The following is an 18,543-nucleotide window of genomic DNA, read 5'->3' on the forward strand; positions in this document are numbered from 1 at the left end:
TTGCAATGGTAACTATTGTTGCAGGGATACTTATTGGAGCTGCAATAATAGCACCTCCTGCAGTAGCTAATGCAATACCTATATTTCGTAACACTCTAAAAAATTTAGGTGTTGGTTTTTGATAACGTTCTATAATTTTCATAATTCTGTGATTTAACGATTAATATTATTTTTTCCTTTCGTTCTTTAGCTTGATAAACCAAAGACAGTAATTTTTGCATTGCATCCCTTGAATAAACCCCTTTTCCAATACCACTTAAGTAAGTTACAGGAGCAATACAACCTTCTAAATCTCTTTTTGCATCATTTGCAGGGTGAAATAAAATAAAGCTTCTATTAGCTACATTTTTCAATATCAAATGATTTTTAAACTTTTTAGAAAAGCGAGGAATAACTTCATATTTTCCTTCTGGTATGCAGGAGATACTTCGCGCATTATTTATCCAGGGTAATTCAATGGTATGGCAAAGAAATTTACTTGAATGAAAGAGAGTACCATTGGTACCCTCTTCAAAATAGCTTCTATGAAGAATTAACTCCATTTTAAGGTTTATCAATAATGGTAACAGACAATGCGTTATAAGTACCATTTTTCAATGAATACATCTGTCCATTTACTTCTTGGTAAAATTCAACTCCTAACACCTGTACTACAGGAAAGGTAGAATTTGCAGTGATTGAAGCTGTCAAAGCAATTGCAGCTGTATTTGCAACAGTGTATGGCAAAATTGCAGTTTCGTCATTTTCAAAAGTTGAAGTTTCATTTACAAAATCTAATTCTGAAGCACCCATTACAATTTTAAAATGTGTTGTACCTGCAGGAGCTGCAATTCTAACAGTCGGAGAAAAAGCAGCTAAATTTAAAGTTGCATCTCCAGAAACTCTATCAAATGCTTTTATAAATGGTGCGAATAAAGTTGCGCCTAATTTTCCGTTTAAATTGAATTCAAACGCTTCTAAAAGGTTTAAATTTCCTTCCTGTAAAGTTCTCTGACCTCTTTCATTAACAATATCAGTTTTAGTAACTGCCACTAAAATTTTTGTCAAACGAGAAACTACTCTTTTATCTTTTGCATTTTGCAAAAGCACACGAATTGCATTTCGCAATACTTTTCCTCCTTTACCAGCTCTTCCAAATTCAGAACCATTTTCACGCGTTCTTTGAAATGCAGGATCATTTTGAATTCTGTTTTTGTCCACACCACCTTTTTCACGAGCTAAATGTCCATCACTTGTTTTGTAAAAAGAAATACCTCCGATAGTTCCTTTTAATTTGATAATACCTGTTTGTTTTGCCATAATTTTTACTTTTTTTTATGATTAATATTTCAAATCACGTAACTTTATGGCAGTCAATAAAAAATCAAATTCCGTTTTTGGGTGTTCTTTCCGATAACACCATAAACGTCATTAAAATATTGATAACACTAACGTGTTGTCAACATTTTAACAACGCATTATTAACATCATCATATAATTATAGAATCTGGCTTAAGTATGGATAAAGCATAGATAGTGTATTATGAATCAAAAAAGAGCTTGCATATACCCAAAGGACATTCAGCGCATTACAGGGCGCAGTGAACGTTATGGGCGAAAGCTTTTAAATGATATAAAAAGTTTTTTGGATAAAGAACCTCATCAATTTATAACTATAGATGAATTTTCTGAATACTCTGGAATTCAATTAGATATAGTAAATAAGTATATTAGAGATTAAATTTTAAGGGACTAATTAGGTGTCAGTAAAAATTCATATATTTGGAAACATAGATAAACAGAGGGTTTATGAGAATTGTGTTAGTTCCTTCCTCTCTGCTAAAATTAAATGCTTTCTTGCTTTTTAATGTCATAGTTAAACCTAATTAATCCGTTAGCATTTGTGTCGCTTACGATGGAGGTTTTTTCTACGATGACTTCGTCATTCAAATATATTTTTAACAGTAAAGGAGTTAGATTTTCAGATCGTTTTCTATAGGTTTCTCCTTGGATAAATCTGAAATTATAATTATTTAAAGTAATTGTAATTGGTTCTGCCACACCTTGCGAGTTATAATTAAAAGCATATGATAATAAACTGTAATCGTCAGTTTCATATTGATAATAATTCAGAAAGATTTCATCATTAGGTTCTGATGTACTGATTTCAATTCTTACAACATTGTCAGGAGAAATTATACCTAGTTCAGTTTCGTCATCTTCTACAGGAGATGCACAACTGAAAACTGTTAATAAAAATAAACTGAGTAAAATTTTTTTCATAATTGTAAAATTTATTACAAATTTACAAAATCTTATCGTTTTACCATCACCTTCTTGGTGGCTGCTTTGTTATCAGTAAAAATTTTCATAAAATACAATCCAGATTTTAAGGTAGAAATATCAATACTTAAAGTAGGTGTTTTTTGAGTAATAACTCGTTTGCCAAGTGCTGAATATATTTCAATAGTATGTACATGTTGGTTGGTTTTAATGCGTATAACCTTCGATGATGGATTTGGGAATACAGTAAATTTACTATTAAAATTGTCTTTTACACTAGCTGTAGATTCTTGATATATTCTAACATAATCTATCAAAAAGCTACTTTCTGTAAAACTAGGACTTACTGCTCCAGCAATACCTCCCATTGCAAAATTTATGAGTAAAAATTGTGGTTCATCAAAAGGCCATCCATCATTACTGCCATCAGAATTAACATCTGTAAAATTTGCTGGTTTTTTATAGGTATAATGCACTTCACCATCAACTAAAAAGGTAATTTGATTTGGCGACCAATTCATTGAAAATACATGATAAGTATTGGCAACATCTGTTAACATTTTTGTTTTTGTATTTACGGTACCTCCAAAACTTGAACGTGTATGTAGTGCACTAGAAACTGTATTTGTGGCATGTAAACCATGTTCCATAATATCTATTTCGCCACAATCTGGCCAAGGAGTTGTGCCAAAACCTTGGGTTTGCCAATATGTGCCAACTTCACTAATGTTTTTTCCTAATGTCCAAATTGCAGGGAAAGTTCCTTCTCCTTCAGGAATTTTTGCTCTAACATCAATTCTGCCATAGGTAAAGGCAAATTTCGAGTTTAATCTGGCAGAAGTAAAATCTCTAGAAACACCGTTTTGTGTAATGGTTTCTCTTTTAGCAATGATGTTTAAATTATCATCTGCAACAAATGAATTTTCATTACGATCTGTATAGTGTTGTATTTCGCCATTTGCCCAACCACCATTTACAATTCCTATGGTTTGATGATGCCATTTATCAGTATCTAACTCATTTTTATCAAATTCATCAGACCAGACTAAATTATCATAAATAACATCGAGTGCATTTGGATCTGTAGGTGTTGATCCGTCAGAAATTGAATCCAATAAATAGGTGCCTGCAATTGTAGCACCTAAATCTATAAAAATCACTAATTTTCGATAATTACCAGTTGCGTTAATGGTGTTTCCTGAACTGGTTTGCTTTGCGTTCGAAAAATCGAAGGTAAGACTTTGCCAGTTCGTAGCATTTCCGCTCGCAATAGTTTGTAGTACTTCTACATCTGGGTTGGTTCCATTTTCTAATTTTACTAAAACAGTATGTTCATTTGGATCAAATGCATAAAAAGAAAGGGTAATTTCTTTTTGATTTGTAATGTCAATATCTCTATTTAAATCGATATAAAAACCTTGATCTGCAACAGTACCATTATTATTGAATTGCCCAACTTTGTTGTTGTTATTTTCAGGATCATTAATACGCGAAAAACTTGCGCCACTAAATCCTGAAAATACATGATTGCTGTTTTCAAAATTAATAGGCATTTGTTGCGTAAAAGAAGCGAATGTTATTAAGAAAGAGAAAGCTATTGTGTAAAATTGTTTCATGAAAATGTTTTTTGTAAAAATAGGGGTATACTTTGCTTGTTAGAAGTATACAACCAATACAAAAACCATACAGTATGTTAAAAAAGCCTGTTTTTTCGTTGTATTTTTGAAAAATGAATAAACCGTTTCAATTCAAAGAGTTTACCATACATCAAGATAAAACTGCAATGAAAGTAGGCACAGATGGTGTGCTTTTAGGTGCTTGGTGTAATGTTGATGAAGTTACAGATGCTGTTTTAGACATAGGTTCTGGCACAGGAGTGATTGCTTTAATGCTTGCACAACGTACAGAAGCAATGACAATTGATGCTGTAGAGGTTGATGAAAATGCTTATGAGCAAACTGTAGAGAATTTTGAAAATTCAGATTGGGGAGATCGATTGTATTGTTATCATAGTACTTTTCAAGATTTTGCTGATGAAATTGCAGAGGAAGAAGATACTTATAATTTGATAGTTTCCAATCCACCATTTTATACAGATGATGTTAAAACAGCCAATGCATCTAGAAATAAAGCTCGTTTTACAAGTTCATTGTCATTTAATGAATTGATTTTAGGGGTCGCAAAAATTTTATCCTCAGAAGGAAAATTCGCAGTAATTCTTCCCTTAAAAGAAGAAACTGAATTCATCAATGTAGCTAAAGAGCATAATTTGTTTTTAAATAGAGTTTGTCATGTTCAAGGAAATTCCAATTCACCAATAAAACGCAGTTTATTAGAGTTTTCTTTCCATCAAAAAGAGATTGTAAAAGAGCATTTAATTATTGAAAAAGAACGCCATCAATACACCAAAGCATACATTAATTTAACCAAAGATTTTTATTTAAAAATGCAATAAGTTAGTTTTCAACCATCAACCATCAACCATCAACCATAAATCAAAAACTAACGACTCACTGTTTTTCTACTTTGCATCCAAAGATAAAATTGTAATCCAAATAAAATAGCACCCGATAGTAAATGTATGGCTTGAGTACCCATAGGAAAATCAGCATAAAACATTAAAATTCCTGTGATGGTTTCTAAAAAGATGAGAAACACAATCCAATTTACTAAGTTGTATCCTAAGCTTTTTATTTGATTAATGTAAAACATGCCAAGGTTTACCAATACAATAGCTATTGTGAATGATCTGTGGAAGTAGAATTTAAAACTTGGGTTCATTAAACTATAATTTTTGTTTTCGAAACCAAATAGCTTTACTTGTTCATCAATAAATTGTCTTACTTGCGTACCCATTGCAATTTGAATTAATGAAAAAATTACAGAAGCTATTAATAGTTTATTGAATAATGAGTTGTATTTAAAGGTCTTTTTATCAGAAATGATGAACTTTATGCGTAATAAAATGGCAATAATAATTAAGCCAACTACCATATGAATGGTAATAATTGTTGGGGTTAAATTGGTGTCAACTACTGTTTTTCCAAGCCAGGCTTCAAACAACATTAGTAAAAATGCGCCAAAAGAAAGTAGGGTAACTGCTTTTTGCTCTTTCCAATATTTGGTGGATCCATAAATAAGGAATAAAAACACAAATCCAGCAAGTACAGAAACTAGCCTGTTGATATATTCTGTCCAAGTATGAAAAACATTAAAAACATTATAATCATGTTTGGTGTATGCAACCCAATTATCCGAATTAAATGTACTTGAGGTTATCAAATCTTTTTCGGCAACAAATAAGGCTTCGTCTTTAATAATGATAAATCCTTTTTTAAATGCTGCATTTGGTTTCCAAGTAATTTGACTTTCAGATGTTGGCGGAATATAATAGCCAAAACATTTAGGCCAATCTGGGCATCCCATGCCAGAGCCTGTCATTCTAACAATGGCGCCCGCTAAAAAAATAAGGTATAAAGAAATAATTGCAAGCTGAACAATTTTAGGAAACCGTTTTTTCATCAGAAGTAAAAATTTATACAAAAATACATCAAAAAAAAGAGGGGTAAAATAAATTAGTGTACTTGTTGCTATGTAAAAAAAATCTAAATAATTATGTTCTTAAAATTTAGCTATGAATGGATTAGTTTTTGTAGAAAACAAAGAGATTTCTTATTTTTTTTCTTAAGTACTTACAAGTTCTTTTTAGCGCTATTCCAAAATATTAAATGCACTAAAAAAGTATGTTTTTTATCATTTTTAGTCATGCAAAACTTCGTTTTAAGAATGTCAATGTAAATAAAGGATACAGCGATTATCGGTTTTTAAAAAACTGAAAATCAGATTATTGAAAATATAAATTTTGACGCTTAAAATTTCGAATTTCGCATCATTGTTAAAAACTTCAAGGGATTTGTGAATAAGTATGGCTTTCTTTTAAAAACAAAAATTACAATCTTTGTTAGGTAGTAAAATTAACATTAACTTAATATCAATTCAAGTGGAAATAACGCACATCATAAAGAGAGATTATCAAACAGCCCCTTTTGAGCTAGAAAAGATTACGAATGCGATAGAAAAAGCGATGATTACCGTAAGCAATGGTACTAGAAAAGATGCCATTGCTATTTCTAATATTGTTAACGGAGCGTTATTAGAGAGGAAGTTAAATGAGCCTCTATACATGCCAACAGTTGAGCAGGTACAAGATATTGTTGAAGTTAAATTAATGGATAGTCCTTTTCGTGATGTAGCAAAAGCTTACATTTTATATAGAGATGAACAAGCCAGAAATAGAAAAACAAACATCTTTGAAAAAAGAGTAAATCTAAAACCATATGAATACCCTGCTTTGTATGAATATGTAGATGCGATTAGGCATTCGTATTGGATTCATACAGAGTTTAATTTTACAAGCGATATTCAAGATTTTAAAACCAACCTTACAGATACAGAAAGACATGCAATTAAAAATACCATGTTGGCTATTTCACAAATAGAGGTAGCAGTAAAATCTTTTTGGGGAGATATTTATAAGAAAATGCCTAAGCCAGAAATTGGTTCTGTAGGCTCTACATTTGCAGAAAGTGAAGTGCGTCATCATGATGCATATTCACATTTATTAGAGATTTTAGGGTTAAATAATGAGTTTCAAAACTTAAAAAAGAACCCTGTAATGATGCGTCGTGTAAATTATTTAGAATTGGCACTACAAAATTCTAAAAGTGAAGATGATAAGCAGTTTTCAGAATCTGTATTGCTGTTCTCATTATTTATAGAACACGTTTCCTTATTTTCTCAGTTCTTAATCATCATGGCATTTAATAAGCATAGAAATGCTTTAAAAGGAATTTCTAATGTGGTTGAAGCTACCTCTAAAGAAGAGCAGATTCATGGAGATTTTGGTATCGATATCATTAAAATTATAAAAGACGAAAACCCAGAATGGTTTGATGAAGATTATACATTAATGATTCAAGAAATGTGTAATGAAGCATTTTATGCAGAAAGTAAAATTATCGATTGGATTTTTGAAGAAGGTGAATTAGACTTTTTACCTAAAAATGTAATCAATGAATTTATAAAAAACAGATTTAACAAATCTTTAGAAAGTATTGGGGTACCAAAAATATTTGATATTGATGAAGCTCTACTTTCTGAAACAGAATGGTTTGATGACGAAATTATTGGAACCAAACACGGAGATTTCTTCGTAAAAAGATCAATTAACTACAGTAAAAGAACAAAAAGTATAACTAGCGACGATTTATTTTAAACCATGAACTTAAAGACCACAAACAAGACTCAACCAAAAACAGACCACGAAAAGTTAATTGAAGCAAGAAACTCTTCTCGAAGAGATATTGTAGAAAATTTGGGTACTCCAGAAATTAAATGGCTAACAGAAAATAGTCGTAAATTTTTAGAGTCAGGATACTTAACCAAAGGGGCAACCCCTGAAGGTAGAATTAGAGAAATTGCAGAAAATGCTGAGAGGATTTTAAAAAAACCAGGATTTGCAAATAAGTTCGAAAACTATATGGCAGAAGGATTTTATTCTTTAGCCTCTCCAGTTTGGTCTAACTTTGGCAAAAGAAGAGGATTACCAATTAGCTGTTTTGGTTCTCATGTAGCAGATGATATGGGAGATATTTTGTTCTCTCAATCAGAAGTGGGTATGATGTCTAAATTAGGTGGTGGTACATCTGGTTACTTTGGTAAATTACGTCCAAGAGGTGCAGAAGTAAAAAATAATGGTTCATCTTCTGGTTCTGTGCATATTATGCAATTGTTCGAAAAAATGGTAGATGTAGTGAGTCAAGGTTCTGTAAGAAGAGGTCGTTTTTCGCCATATTTACCAATAGATCATCCAGATATTAAAGAGTTTTTAGAAATTGGTACAGAAGGTAATCCAATTCAAGAACTTACCCATGGTGTTACTGTTGGGAACCAATGGATGCAAGAAATGATTGATGGTGATGTTGAAAAAAGAAGTATTTGGGCAAAAGTTTTACAATGTAGAGGAGAAATTGGGTATCCATATATTTTGTTTAGAGACAATGCCAATAATGGTACAGTTGATGTTTATAAGGATAAAAATTTAGAAATTTACGCAAGTAACTTGTGTACAGAAATCATGTTGCCTTCTAATGAAGATTGGTCTTTTGTATGTTGTTTGTCATCAATCAATTTGTTACACTATGATAAATGGAAAGATACTGACGCAGTTGAAACTTTAACGTATTTCTTAGATGCAGTGATGGAAGAATTCATCACAAAATTAGAAGTTTATAAAGAATCTGAAAATAGAGACGATCAGTTTACATTCCGTTTTATGGAAAAAGCCTATAATTTTGCAAGAGACAATAGAGCTTTAGGTTTAGGAGCTTTAGGATGGCATTCTTTATTACAATCTAAAATGTTGCCTTTTGATAGTGCAGAAGCATATTCTTTAAACAGCGAAATTTTTAAATTGATTAAAGAAAAATCGTATGCAGCTTCAGAAGCTATGGCCAAAGAATATGGTGAGCCAGCTATCTTAAAAGGATATGGAAGACGTAATACAACCTTAAACGCTATCGCACCAACCACATCATCTGCATTTATATTAGGACAAGTTTCTCAAGGGATAGAGCCAATCTGGTCTAACGTATATGTAAAAGACATTGCAAAAATTAAAACCACGATTAAGAACCCAATTTTAGAAGCGGTTTTAGAAGAAAAAGGTAGAAGTACCCCAGATGTTTGGAGAAGCATTCGTGATAATGATGGTTCTGTACAACACTTAGATTTCTTAACAGAACACGAAAAAGATGTGTTTAAAACCTATTCAGAAATTGACCAAAATGTAATTGTATATCAAGCTGCAAACCGTCAAAATCATATAGATCAAGGACAATCTATTAATATTATGGTGCATCCAGATATGCCAATTAAAGACGTAAACAAAGTATATGTAAATGCTTGGCAATTGGGTGTAAAATCAATGTATTATCAACACAGTATGAATGCTGCACAGAAATTCAAACAAAAGAAAGAATGTGCTTCTTGTGAAGGGTAGGCAATAAAGTAAGTAAGAGGGGTAGAAATACCTCTCTTTTATATAAATTAATTAAAATATTTTATTCGAGATATAAAACTAAAAGGCATAAAAAAAGCGATACTGGACATATCGCTTCTTGGTAATTTTTTAATTTTTTCCTGACCGGGCTAAAATTAAAGTTGTTGAAAGAATTTTGAGACTACTCAATCTCCCTTTTGTTTTCCAAAACTACAAAATAGGATTCTTTTCGCCAAGTTATTTTTCTAAATCTTATCACAAGTCAAAATTAGGCTTATTACCTAGTTTTAGACTTGTTAACGGAGTTATTAACAAAAAAATAGAAAGTTAATAACTCAAAAAAGATAGAATATAATGAAATATAAAATTTCAATCAATCCTCTAGTAGATTTTTCTAGAGGAACAGACGCAAAAAAAAGAAGGATAGTGAAAGACTCCAAAAATCCACCTATTTTAAGGGTTGGATGGTATCAGACACCAAGAGCTTGTATTAAAAAATCTTTATCAGAAAACGGGAACAGTGAACCGATAATCCAAGGACTTGAAAAGCTTAAAAATAAAATTGTGAGTAAGCCTCAACAAATAAATAACAAATTTTCATCATTAGAAGCAATGAGGAAATTCTTAAATGTAGAAATTCCTGAAATTCTTAAGAATCACGATTTAACTTTGGTTAAAAAGAGAAATATAAAATCTACATTTATAAATGATGTTGAGGTTTTAGTTTCACCAGATATTGTTTTTATAATTAATTATAAAGGAGAAAAATATATGGGAGGAGTTAAAATTCATTTGTCTAAAGGAAATATTTTTGATTTAAACGAATCAAAAATGGTGGCAACTGTTTTACATAAGCACATTTCAGAGATAGCTTCGAAATATAATGCAAAGCCATTGACTGATATCTGTTTTGCAATTGATGTTTTCGGTGAGAGAATTGTATCAGCATCAAAAAGGACCAAAAAGATTCTTTCAAAAATTTATATGATTTGTGATGAAGTTAAACAATTTTGGAACGTTGCTTAGCTAAATTTAAATAAAGAGGCTGTCTGAAAAGTGTTTTAAACCTGTCATTTCGACTTTATGGAGAAATCTAAATTATTGAATTTTAATCGAATAGATTTTTCGACTCCATTGCATTTCGCTCAAAATGACAAAATTTAGCACTTTTCAGACAACCTCTTTTTTAACAAATTTAAAAACACCAATATTATTCTGATAAAAACAATTCTGAAGATATGCCTTACTGAGAAATATTATATGTGAGATTTTGAAATATTTTGATGTCAGTATACATTGCAGGAGGTAAAAAATAAGAAATGATTTTAAGGCGCATACAAGCTTGTATTAATTTAGTATTTTTAGACAAAATTTTAGATATGAAAATTACTCTTTTTGCAATAATAGCCTCTATTTTTACAATGAATGCACAAGATACTTTACCTTATTATCAAATTCCTGATCCACCAAAAGAGTTTACTGCAGGAACAACAGCGAGTAGAATGGTTGATGGTTTAGGGTTTCGATATTATTGGGCTACTGAAGGTTTAGGCGAAAAAGACTTGGCATTTCGACCAAATAATGAAGCTAGAACAACATTACAAACTATAAATCATATTTTAGGACTATCTCAGGTTCTCGTAAATGCCACTTTGCAAAAAGAAAACGGAACACAGCCATTGGAAATGACCTTTGCTGAAAAACGCAAAAAAACTTTAGAAAACTTTCAACAAGCAAGTACAATATTAAAAACAAGCAAAGATGTTTCTCAGTACAAATTGGTTTTTGGTTCAACTGAACTTCCATTTTGGAACGCAATTAATGGTCCAATTGCAGATGCCATTTGGCATGTAGGTCAAATAGTTTCTTTTAGGCGTTCTTCTGGTAATCCTTTACCTAAAGGAGTTAATGTTTTACGTGGTACAAAAAGTAAATAGATAAATTAACTTTAATCCTCCTCAAAAAAAGCAATTTTGGCCTCAAATTCTTCATGTAAAAATTCTTGGCTACTCATAAAATATTCAGAAGTAATTAACCTATATGAGTTTTCAATTTGTTGAATTTCCCAAATAATATCATTGGCTTCATTAAATTCTTCTTCTCCATTCAGCTGTTTTTCAAACAATCGTATTATAACGTTATGGCTGTCTAAATTTTGGGCAAAACATTTCAGTGCAATTTCTTTTGTAATGTTTTGGTCTGCGTTTGCTTTAGGTGTAATGTCAAAATCAATAATCGTGGCTTTTGTATTAGGAAATTTACCATTAAAAGCTTTGTATAAAAGTTGATTAATGATAAAAAGAGTTTTGTGCAAACCAATTCTTGGATACTCTTCAGAAATTTTATCCACCAGCATTTCATATGAAACCGAATCTATTTGATGCTCGTTCATTTCGTTACTCAATTTATAATCTAACACAATTCGAGCAGCTTCACTTGGGTCTCTGTCTGCAATTGCCATAAAAAGTAATTCTCGTAACTCCTTAGTATCGTTTACATCATCATTATTAAAGTCAAATCTTCGTAAAAGTTCTTTGTAGTCATCAATATTCCAAGCATTTTCAAGATCATCAACTGTAGAAATTTTATGTATTTTTATAGTGTATTTCATTTTTTTAAATCATTTTTGATTTTCCATAGAATATACAATTTTTTAAACTCAAAAACAAATTTGTCTATATGAGCATTCAGGAAAGAATAGTGTTACTCCGCAACGAATTAAATGAACATAATTATAATTATTATGTGTTGGATCATGCAACTATTTCAGATTTTGAATTCGATATAAAACTCAAAGAACTTGAAAAGCTAGAACAAGAAAATCCAGAATTTTTTGATGCAAATTCACCAACACAGCGAGTAGGAGGTACAATCACTAAAAATTTTGAAACCGTTGTTCATAAAAATAGAATGTATTCTTTAGATAATTCATATTCTAAAGATGATTTGTTAGATTGGGAAAAACGCATTCAAAAAATTTTAGGTACAACAGAAACCGAATATACTTGCGAGTTAAAGTTTGATGGAGCGTCTATCAACTTAACCTACGAAAATGGTAGGTTTGTAAAAGCAGTAACAAGAGGGGATGGTTTTCAAGGTGATGAGGTTACCAATAATGTAAAAACAATTCGTTCAATTCCGTTATTGTTAAAAGGTGATTTTATCAATGATTTTGAAATGCGTGGAGAAATTATTTTGCCTTTAGAAGGCTTTGCAAAAATGAATATAGAACGTTTGGCAAATGATGAGGAAGCCTACAGAAATCCAAGAAATACAGCAAGCGGAAGTTTAAAATTACAAGACAGTGCAGAGGTTGCAAAACGTCCTTTAGATTGTTTGTTGTATCAAGTAGTTACTTCTGAAAGAAAATACAAAACACATTATGAGAGTTTAGAGAATGCCAGGAAAGTTGGTTTTAAAGTGCCAAAAACCATCACTTTAGCAAAAACCATTGATGAAGTTTTTGAATTTGTAAATCATTGGGATGCTAAAAGACACGATTTACCCTACGAAACAGATGGCGTTGTAATAAAAGTAAATAATTTACAACAGCAAGAAGAATTGGGGTATACCTCTAAAGCACCAAGATGGGCAATTGCTTATAAATTTGCGGCAGAGCAAGTTGCTACCCTTTTAAAAGAAATTACGTATCAAGTGGGTAGAACTGGGGCAATTACTCCTGTAGCCAATTTAGAGCCTGTGCAATTGGCAGGTACTACTGTAAAACGTGCTTCTTTGCACAATGCAGATCAAATTGAAAAGTTAGATATTAGAGAAGGTGATACCGTTTTTGTAGAAAAAGGAGGGGAGATTATCCCGAAAATTATTGCCGTAGATTTTACAAAACGTCCTGAGAATTCTTTGCCAACAATATATGCCACACATTGCCCTGAATGCAATACAGCTTTGGTAAGAACAGCTGGTGATGCAAAACATTATTGCCCAAATCAGTTTGGTTGTGCGCCTCAAATTACAGGAAGAATTCAACATTTCATAAGCAGAAAAGCAATGGATATTGAAGGTTTGGGTGGAGAAACTGTAGATTTGTTACGTAAAGAAGGATTGATTGAAAATTATGCAGATTTGTACGATTTAAAAGTTGAGCAAATCATCCCTTTAGAACGAATGGCAGAAAAATCTGCTCAAAATATGATTAAGGGCATAGAGAAATCCAAAGAAATTCCGTTTGAAAAAGTATTATTTGCTTTAGGAATTCGTTTTGTTGGGGAAACTGTTGCTAAAAAATTGGCTAAACACTTTAAATCTATTGATAATTTAATGGCAGCGAATTTTGAAACTTTAATTGCTGTGGATGAAATTGGCGATAGAATTGCACAAAGTATTATCGATTTTTCATCAGATTTAGGAAATATACAATTGGTAAATCGACTAAAATCCTATGGAGTGCAATTAGAAGTTTCTCAAGAAAGTTTGGTAAATCAAACCGATAAATTAAAAGGACAAATTTTTGTAGTTTCAGGTGTTTTTCATCAAATGAGTAGAAACGAACTTAAAAAAGCCATAGAAGATAATGGAGGTAAAGTAAGTTCATCAATCTCTAAAAAAACAAATTTTATTGTTGCTGGTGATAATATGGGGCCATCAAAATTAACAAAAGCAGAAAATTTAGGAATTGCGATAATTTCAGAACAAGATTTTATAGATAAAATTAGTTAAGAAGTTTTGGTATTCTTTTTGTTGATTTACTTTTACAAGATAATTAATAGTTTTTTTAATGGTTCAAATTTGAAGCACCTACTCTATATATATGTATTGCTAATCTCAATTTCTTTGTTTTCTCAAAAAAAAGAAGAATTAGATTCCCTACCTGCCAATTACGAAGATTATGTTTTTGTAAAACCAGGAGATACACTTACCATAAAGCTGAATGAGATTACTTTACTACCAAAACCTAATTTTAAATCTAGAGAAGATATAAAATATTATTTATGGTTTCGTAGAAAAGTATTTAAAGCATATCCGTATGCAAAATTGGCATCTACAAGGTTAGATACTTTAAAAGCAAGGTTATCAAGAATACAATCAAAGTCTAAACGTAAACGCTACACAAGATTAATTCAAAGATATATAGAAGGTGAGTTTACAGATCAAATAAAAAAAATGACCAGAACAGAAGGTCGTATTCTCATTAAATTAATTCATCGACAAACAGGTAAAACTGCTTTCGATAATATTAAAGAATTAAGAAGCGGCTGGAAAGCTTTTTGGTATAATACTACAGCCAACATATTTGAACTATCTTTAAAACAAGAATATCAACCCGCAATTGAAAATGAAGATTTTTTAATTGAAGATATTCTGCAACGTGCTTTTCAAGATGAAGAGTTAAAGCGACAAGATGCAAAACTCAATTTTGATTTTGCTGAAATAATAGCCTTGCGAAAAGCAGAAATTAACGTTGAAGTTTATAAAGAAATGTTTGCCAAGATGCGCAAAAAACGAAAAAAGAAAAAGAGGAATTAATAATCCCTCTTTTTCCAAAAAAAGTTTAAAAAGTCAGTTGCTAATTTTAAGTATCAGTTTCTAATTTATCTATTTTTTTATCATCTTCTAACTCTTTAATTTTAGCCTTTCCTTTATAGCCAAACAAAAAATTCATACCAAATCTAAAATTTGCAGTATTTGCTTCTTGCACTTTACCACCAATATTAGAAACATCTTCTAAAGCTGTATAAATTTGTAAAAAGCCTAGTTGAACCGCAAGGTTTGCGCCAAGTCTAAAGCCTCCATTATTACCACCTGTGCTTGCAACAATACCATAGGTTGCTTTGTTCAATGCTCTGTTATACCCTAAACCAAAACTAGGTTTAATATCTATATAAGGGTTGTCGTTGCTAAAATACGTGGCACGAAGTATATTTTTTTCTGATAGTTTATATTTTGCAGCGAAAAAAGTTCTAGATCCAATTTTAGTTTTAAAACTTTCTTGGGTTTCAGTAGCCCCTAAAACATCATTTAAAGCGTCTTCGATTTCATTGCCAACATTACCAGAATTTTGAAAATCAAAACCGCTATAAACACCATTGGTTACATCATCTAAATTATAATTGGTTACATTATCTTGCCAAGTTATAGAGCCTAAATCATTCATAGAGAATTCAAAAGAAAGTTTGTTGTTTAACTCATAGGCTAAACCTATATCCATTCCAAAACCTCCATTTCCACCAAAAAAAGAAATATTTTCAGTATCCGAAACTCCAGAGGTGTTTATTGTTGCATTAGCAGTATTTACGGTCCACAAAAAGTTTGCTGGGTTAATATCTAACGAAAACTGAGCATTATCTTCTAAAGAAGAATGTGCAATTCCGTTTAAAGATTTTAAACGTAAAGCAACAGCAAGTTTATCATTTAAAAAGGTTCTAGTAATACCAATTCCAATTTCGCTGTATGCTGTAAAGCCAATTTTCTCTGCGGTTAAAGAAAAACTTTCTCCAAAACCACTAGCTGCTACTTTTGTAAATTCTTTAGAGAATTCCCAAACTAAATTATTTTTGGTGTTTGCAAAAAGTGTTATAGAACCTTTTTTGGTTTTAAACCCTAACATAAAAATATTGGCTACAACATCTGTTGCTATAGCATTTGCTTCAGCAGCAACAGTATTTAGGTTTTCAAAATCTATTTTTAGGTTATTACCACTTTCTACTAGTATATCACTAATTTTAATATCTGAGTTAAGATTAAAACCTACATTTAATGGTGTTCCAAAATTGACTTTATATTTTGGTAAATATATAGGAGATATGTCTTGTGTTTGCATAACATAATCTCTTAAATTGTAAAACGATAAGTAATCTTGCGCATTAGTATTATTTATGAATACAAAAAATAATAGGCTAATTGAGTATATATATTTTTTCATAATTTTAATTGTCTGATGTTACATTTGCTCTAGCTTCTAAACCTACAGCAACACTTAATTCGTCACTGCCCTTAATCATAACAGAATCTCTACCTGTTGGTAATTGAAGAGTAACCCTTACATTAACTAAGGTTGCATCAATAATTTGATTGATTTCGTTTTGATCTAATTCTATTTGAAATTCAGATAAAACAGCTACACCATCAGATTCTCCAGCCTGATTTACATTTGCTGCTTGAAAAGCGTTGATTGATTCTGTATGTACAATTTGGTTGCTACTATTTTTAAATTCTAAAACAACATCTCCTGTTAACGGAGTTTTATTTTCTACGTTAACCAACAATTTTATGTATTCAAAGTTTTCTAAATCTTCAGTACCATCAAATTCAATTTCTTTATCTAAGCTTACCTTATCAAAAGTAATAGCAACTTCTGCATTAAACCCGTTATTAACGGATGCATAAAAATTGTCGTTCGGATTTCCGTCATCGATAGGGTTGGCCATTCCAGAAATATCAAATTCTAATGATGTTGGTTTAGATTCTAATAAGCTCGAGATATTTGAGTTTGCATCATTTAAAATTGTATTTGTAACTTTTTCATCATCGCCATAATTTGCGACACCATCAATTATAATGGTATTTGGTAAAGAGCTTGTACTAGTATAATCTAGGTTTATTGAAGCGTTGGCATTTACTGCTTTTACAGAAGACAAATCCATACTAATAGGAAAACCATAATCATTACTTACGTTTATAGCCATTTCTACATTGTTAAAAGAAATATCACCTTCATTAAAATTATCAAAAAAATCACCTAAATCTATGGTGTTAGAGCTTACATTAAAAGATTCTTGCTTAAAATCACCATAGATAACATCGTAAGTTGCATTAGTAAGTAAAGCTTCATAAGTTATAGCATCATTAGCATCTACCTCATTACCAGCTGCAAAAGTAAAATTTGCATCTACATTAATAACAACTTTATTAACCGTTTTACCTGTGCCTGTTCCATCATCCGTCAAATCAGCATTGTAATCACTTAAATCAATTGATACAGTTTCAGTAGTTCTTCCGTTTATGCTTATAGTTTCTGTATAAATAGCATCATCACTTTTTTTAGTAAAAGAAGGTATCGTAACCGTTAATGTTATACTAGCATCTACTGTAGACTTAAATGAAATACTCATTAAACCTCCATTAAACTCCACTCCAGTTAGTTCTTGACTTAAATCTAGATCATGAATTTTTTGATTGTTCCTATCATAACTACCAATTAATGGGTTAGGTATGCCAGGAGCAATTTCGTCTGTTATTGTATACGGAAAAGATGCTCCAATAGGAGTTAAATCATCAGCAGTTATTGGACTTTCAATGGAGTTTTCAATAGAAGTGTCATCTATCGTAACATTAAAAGAGTCGTTGTTTTGCCCAGAAAAGGTTTCTGAGTAGCTAAAACTAAATTCCTCTGTTGAGGTTGGCGAAAGATCACTACTACCTAAGTCATCAAAAATTTCAGATAAATTATAGTTGATAAACCCAGCTGGGATTTTTACATCACCATTCCAGGTGACATCCTCAATTTCTTTATCCAAATAGGATACATCACAAGAAGTACTTAGCGATAATAGTAAAAAAGCTAAGCAGAGTTTAATTATTTTTTTCATACTTATTAAGTTTTTAGATTAATTTGGTCGTTTTTCAATAACACAATATATGAATATATCTTAAAATATTTGTTCAAAATTTAAGAATAATGTTTTATTATAGTTGTTTTTAAATGAATTCAATTAATATATTTATTTTTTATTGAAAGCAGAGTAAATTAAAACTATAATTCCGATGTTATTTTTTTGTTTGCTGTTTCCTTTTTTTTTGGATTTAGATTTTGAATAGTTTTATTAGTTAAGATAAATTGGTTTTAATAAGAGATTTAAATTTAGTTTGATTTTACAAAAAAGGTCGGGCTTTACACTATATCTTTTTTTTGTGATTGTTTTTTATTGGAGGTTTATGGTTATTAAAGTTGTATTGGAAATCAAAGAACCATTAGTTTGATTAAAAAAAAGGATGCCGTTTCAATCCCTAACAGATCATTGTTGAGAAGAGTTATTGCTTTTTTAGACATTTAAAAGCAAGTTAAAAGAAGATTTTGGATTAGTATTTTAGGGTAGATCAAATTATAGAGTTCAAAAATTGGTTGAGTAGATGTGTTATTGGTAAGATTATAAGGTCCATAAAAGGATTGATTATACATACAAGAAACTTTTTCAGAGCGTAGTGTAGATGCTATACATTTATAGTTATGTAGTATGGGTTACTAATTTTCTAAAATTTCAGCA

Annotated in this window: 16 protein-coding genes; 8 read left to right on the top strand and 8 right to left on the bottom strand. The window is 30.9% G+C overall.

The window, feature by feature from the left end; translation table 11 throughout:
• Positions 1-104: 104 nt before the first annotated feature.
• Both ACTG3V_RS13015 and ACTG3V_RS13020 read right to left on the bottom strand, forming a co-directional pair.
• Positions 105-542, bottom strand: coding sequence for a DUF5675 family protein (locus ACTG3V_RS13015; protein WP_439132603.1), 438 nt, complete (start codon positions 540-542; stop codon positions 105-107).
• 1 nt (position 543) lies between these two features.
• A complete protein-coding gene (locus ACTG3V_RS13020; RefSeq protein ID WP_026775371.1) occupies positions 544-1,299 on the bottom strand; it encodes a hypothetical protein in 756 nt (251 codons plus the stop codon).
• 223 nt (positions 1,300-1,522) lie between these two features.
• Between ACTG3V_RS13020 and ACTG3V_RS13025 the strand changes: the two genes are divergently transcribed.
• A complete protein-coding gene (locus ACTG3V_RS13025) occupies positions 1,523-1,720 on the top strand; it encodes a hypothetical protein (RefSeq protein WP_299060244.1) in 198 nt (65 codons plus the stop codon).
• A 104-nt stretch (positions 1,721-1,824) separates the two neighbouring features.
• Here ACTG3V_RS13025 and ACTG3V_RS13030 read toward each other — a convergent pair whose 3' ends face one another.
• Together ACTG3V_RS13030 and ACTG3V_RS13035 are read right to left on the bottom strand one after the other, a co-directional pair.
• Positions 1,825-2,262, bottom strand: coding sequence for a hypothetical protein (locus ACTG3V_RS13030; protein ID WP_439132604.1), 438 nt, complete (start codon positions 2,260-2,262; stop codon positions 1,825-1,827).
• 32 nt (positions 2,263-2,294) lie between these two features.
• Positions 2,295-3,878: a family 16 glycosylhydrolase gene (locus ACTG3V_RS13035; protein WP_439132605.1), complete on the bottom strand. Its 1,584-nt coding sequence runs from the start codon at positions 3,876-3,878 to the stop codon at positions 2,295-2,297.
• Between the two features lie 113 nt (positions 3,879-3,991).
• Between ACTG3V_RS13035 and ACTG3V_RS13040 the strand changes: the two genes are divergently transcribed.
• Entirely contained in the window at positions 3,992-4,717 is a 726-nt protein-coding gene (locus ACTG3V_RS13040) for a tRNA1(Val) (adenine(37)-N6)-methyltransferase (RefSeq protein ID WP_439132606.1), read from the top strand.
• 47 nt (positions 4,718-4,764) lie between these two features.
• On the opposite strand, the gene ACTG3V_RS13045 is transcribed toward ACTG3V_RS13040, so the two are convergent.
• Positions 4,765-5,784 (bottom strand): COX15/CtaA family protein, encoded by a 1,020-nt coding sequence (locus ACTG3V_RS13045; protein ID WP_439132607.1) that lies wholly within the window; start codon positions 5,782-5,784, stop codon positions 4,765-4,767.
• Between the two features lie 478 nt (positions 5,785-6,262).
• On the opposite strand from ACTG3V_RS13045, the gene ACTG3V_RS13050 reads away from it, so the two are divergent.
• The 4 genes from ACTG3V_RS13050 (at position 6,263) to ACTG3V_RS13065 (ending at position 11,259) form a co-directional block, all read left to right on the top strand.
• On the top strand, positions 6,263-7,537 hold the full coding sequence (locus tag ACTG3V_RS13050) for a ribonucleotide-diphosphate reductase subunit beta (RefSeq protein ID WP_439132616.1): 1,275 nt from the start codon (positions 6,263-6,265) through the stop codon (positions 7,535-7,537).
• Between the two features lie 3 nt (positions 7,538-7,540).
• Complete coding sequence (locus ACTG3V_RS13055; protein ID WP_439132608.1) at positions 7,541-9,322, top strand: ribonucleoside-diphosphate reductase subunit alpha; 1,782 nt, start codon at positions 7,541-7,543, stop codon at positions 9,320-9,322.
• Positions 9,323-9,676: 354 nt separating this feature from the next.
• Positions 9,677-10,348, top strand: a complete 672-nt coding sequence (locus ACTG3V_RS13060; RefSeq protein WP_439132609.1) for a hypothetical protein — start codon at positions 9,677-9,679, stop codon at positions 10,346-10,348.
• Positions 10,349-10,701: 353 nt separating this feature from the next.
• A complete protein-coding gene (locus ACTG3V_RS13065) occupies positions 10,702-11,259 on the top strand; it encodes a hypothetical protein (protein ID WP_439132610.1) in 558 nt (185 codons plus the stop codon).
• An 11-nt stretch (positions 11,260-11,270) separates the two neighbouring features.
• Here the strand turns inward: ACTG3V_RS13065 and ACTG3V_RS13070 are convergent, their stop codons facing one another.
• Positions 11,271-11,933, bottom strand: coding sequence for a hypothetical protein (locus tag ACTG3V_RS13070; RefSeq protein ID WP_439132611.1), 663 nt, complete (start codon positions 11,931-11,933; stop codon positions 11,271-11,273).
• A gap of 68 nt (positions 11,934-12,001) precedes the next feature.
• On the opposite strand from ACTG3V_RS13070, the gene ligA reads away from it, so the two are divergent.
• Both ligA and ACTG3V_RS13080 read left to right on the top strand, forming a co-directional pair.
• Complete coding sequence (gene ligA / locus ACTG3V_RS13075) at positions 12,002-13,999, top strand: NAD-dependent DNA ligase LigA (protein ID WP_439132612.1); 1,998 nt, start codon at positions 12,002-12,004, stop codon at positions 13,997-13,999.
• A 69-nt stretch (positions 14,000-14,068) separates the two neighbouring features.
• Entirely contained in the window at positions 14,069-14,806 is a 738-nt protein-coding gene (locus ACTG3V_RS13080; protein ID WP_439132613.1) for a DUF4294 domain-containing protein, read from the top strand.
• A gap of 46 nt (positions 14,807-14,852) precedes the next feature.
• On the opposite strand, the gene ACTG3V_RS13085 is transcribed toward ACTG3V_RS13080, so the two are convergent.
• A complete protein-coding gene (locus ACTG3V_RS13085; RefSeq protein WP_439132614.1) occupies positions 14,853-16,202 on the bottom strand; it encodes a DUF5723 family protein in 1,350 nt (449 codons plus the stop codon).
• Positions 16,203-16,206: 4 nt separating this feature from the next.
• Complete coding sequence (locus ACTG3V_RS13090; RefSeq protein WP_439132615.1) at positions 16,207-17,868, bottom strand: hypothetical protein; 1,662 nt, start codon at positions 17,866-17,868, stop codon at positions 16,207-16,209.
• Between the last annotated feature and the right edge of the window lie 675 nt (positions 17,869-18,543).

The organism is Polaribacter sp. (assembly GCF_965660385.1).
In the GTDB taxonomy this organism is placed as follows: domain Bacteria; phylum Bacteroidota; class Bacteroidia; order Flavobacteriales; family Flavobacteriaceae; genus Polaribacter.

Coding starts and splice junctions, on each gene's coding strand:
- ACTG3V_RS13030 (WP_439132604.1), bottom strand. CDS start 2,262: ATGAAAAAAATTTTACTCAGTTTATTTTTATTAACAGTTTTCAGTTGT.
- ACTG3V_RS13020 (WP_026775371.1), bottom strand. CDS start 1,299: ATGGCAAAACAAACAGGTATTATCAAATTAAAAGGAACTATCGGAGGT.
- ACTG3V_RS13090 (WP_439132615.1), bottom strand. CDS start 17,868: ATGAAAAAAATAATTAAACTCTGCTTAGCTTTTTTACTATTATCGCTA.
- ligA (WP_439132612.1), top strand. CDS start 12,002: ATGAGCATTCAGGAAAGAATAGTGTTACTCCGCAACGAATTAAATGAA.
- ACTG3V_RS13015 (WP_439132603.1), bottom strand. CDS start 542: ATGGAGTTAATTCTTCATAGAAGCTATTTTGAAGAGGGTACCAATGGT.
- ACTG3V_RS13060 (WP_439132609.1), top strand. CDS start 9,677: ATGAAATATAAAATTTCAATCAATCCTCTAGTAGATTTTTCTAGAGGA.
- ACTG3V_RS13040 (WP_439132606.1), top strand. CDS start 3,992: ATGAATAAACCGTTTCAATTCAAAGAGTTTACCATACATCAAGATAAA.
- ACTG3V_RS13035 (WP_439132605.1), bottom strand. CDS start 3,878: ATGAAACAATTTTACACAATAGCTTTCTCTTTCTTAATAACATTCGCT.
- ACTG3V_RS13085 (WP_439132614.1), bottom strand. CDS start 16,202: ATGAAAAAATATATATACTCAATTAGCCTATTATTTTTTGTATTCATA.
- ACTG3V_RS13065 (WP_439132610.1), top strand. CDS start 10,702: ATGAAAATTACTCTTTTTGCAATAATAGCCTCTATTTTTACAATGAAT.
- ACTG3V_RS13025 (WP_299060244.1), top strand. CDS start 1,523: ATGAATCAAAAAAGAGCTTGCATATACCCAAAGGACATTCAGCGCATT.
- ACTG3V_RS13055 (WP_439132608.1), top strand. CDS start 7,541: ATGAACTTAAAGACCACAAACAAGACTCAACCAAAAACAGACCACGAA.
- ACTG3V_RS13070 (WP_439132611.1), bottom strand. CDS start 11,933: ATGAAATACACTATAAAAATACATAAAATTTCTACAGTTGATGATCTT.
- ACTG3V_RS13045 (WP_439132607.1), bottom strand. CDS start 5,784: ATGAAAAAACGGTTTCCTAAAATTGTTCAGCTTGCAATTATTTCTTTA.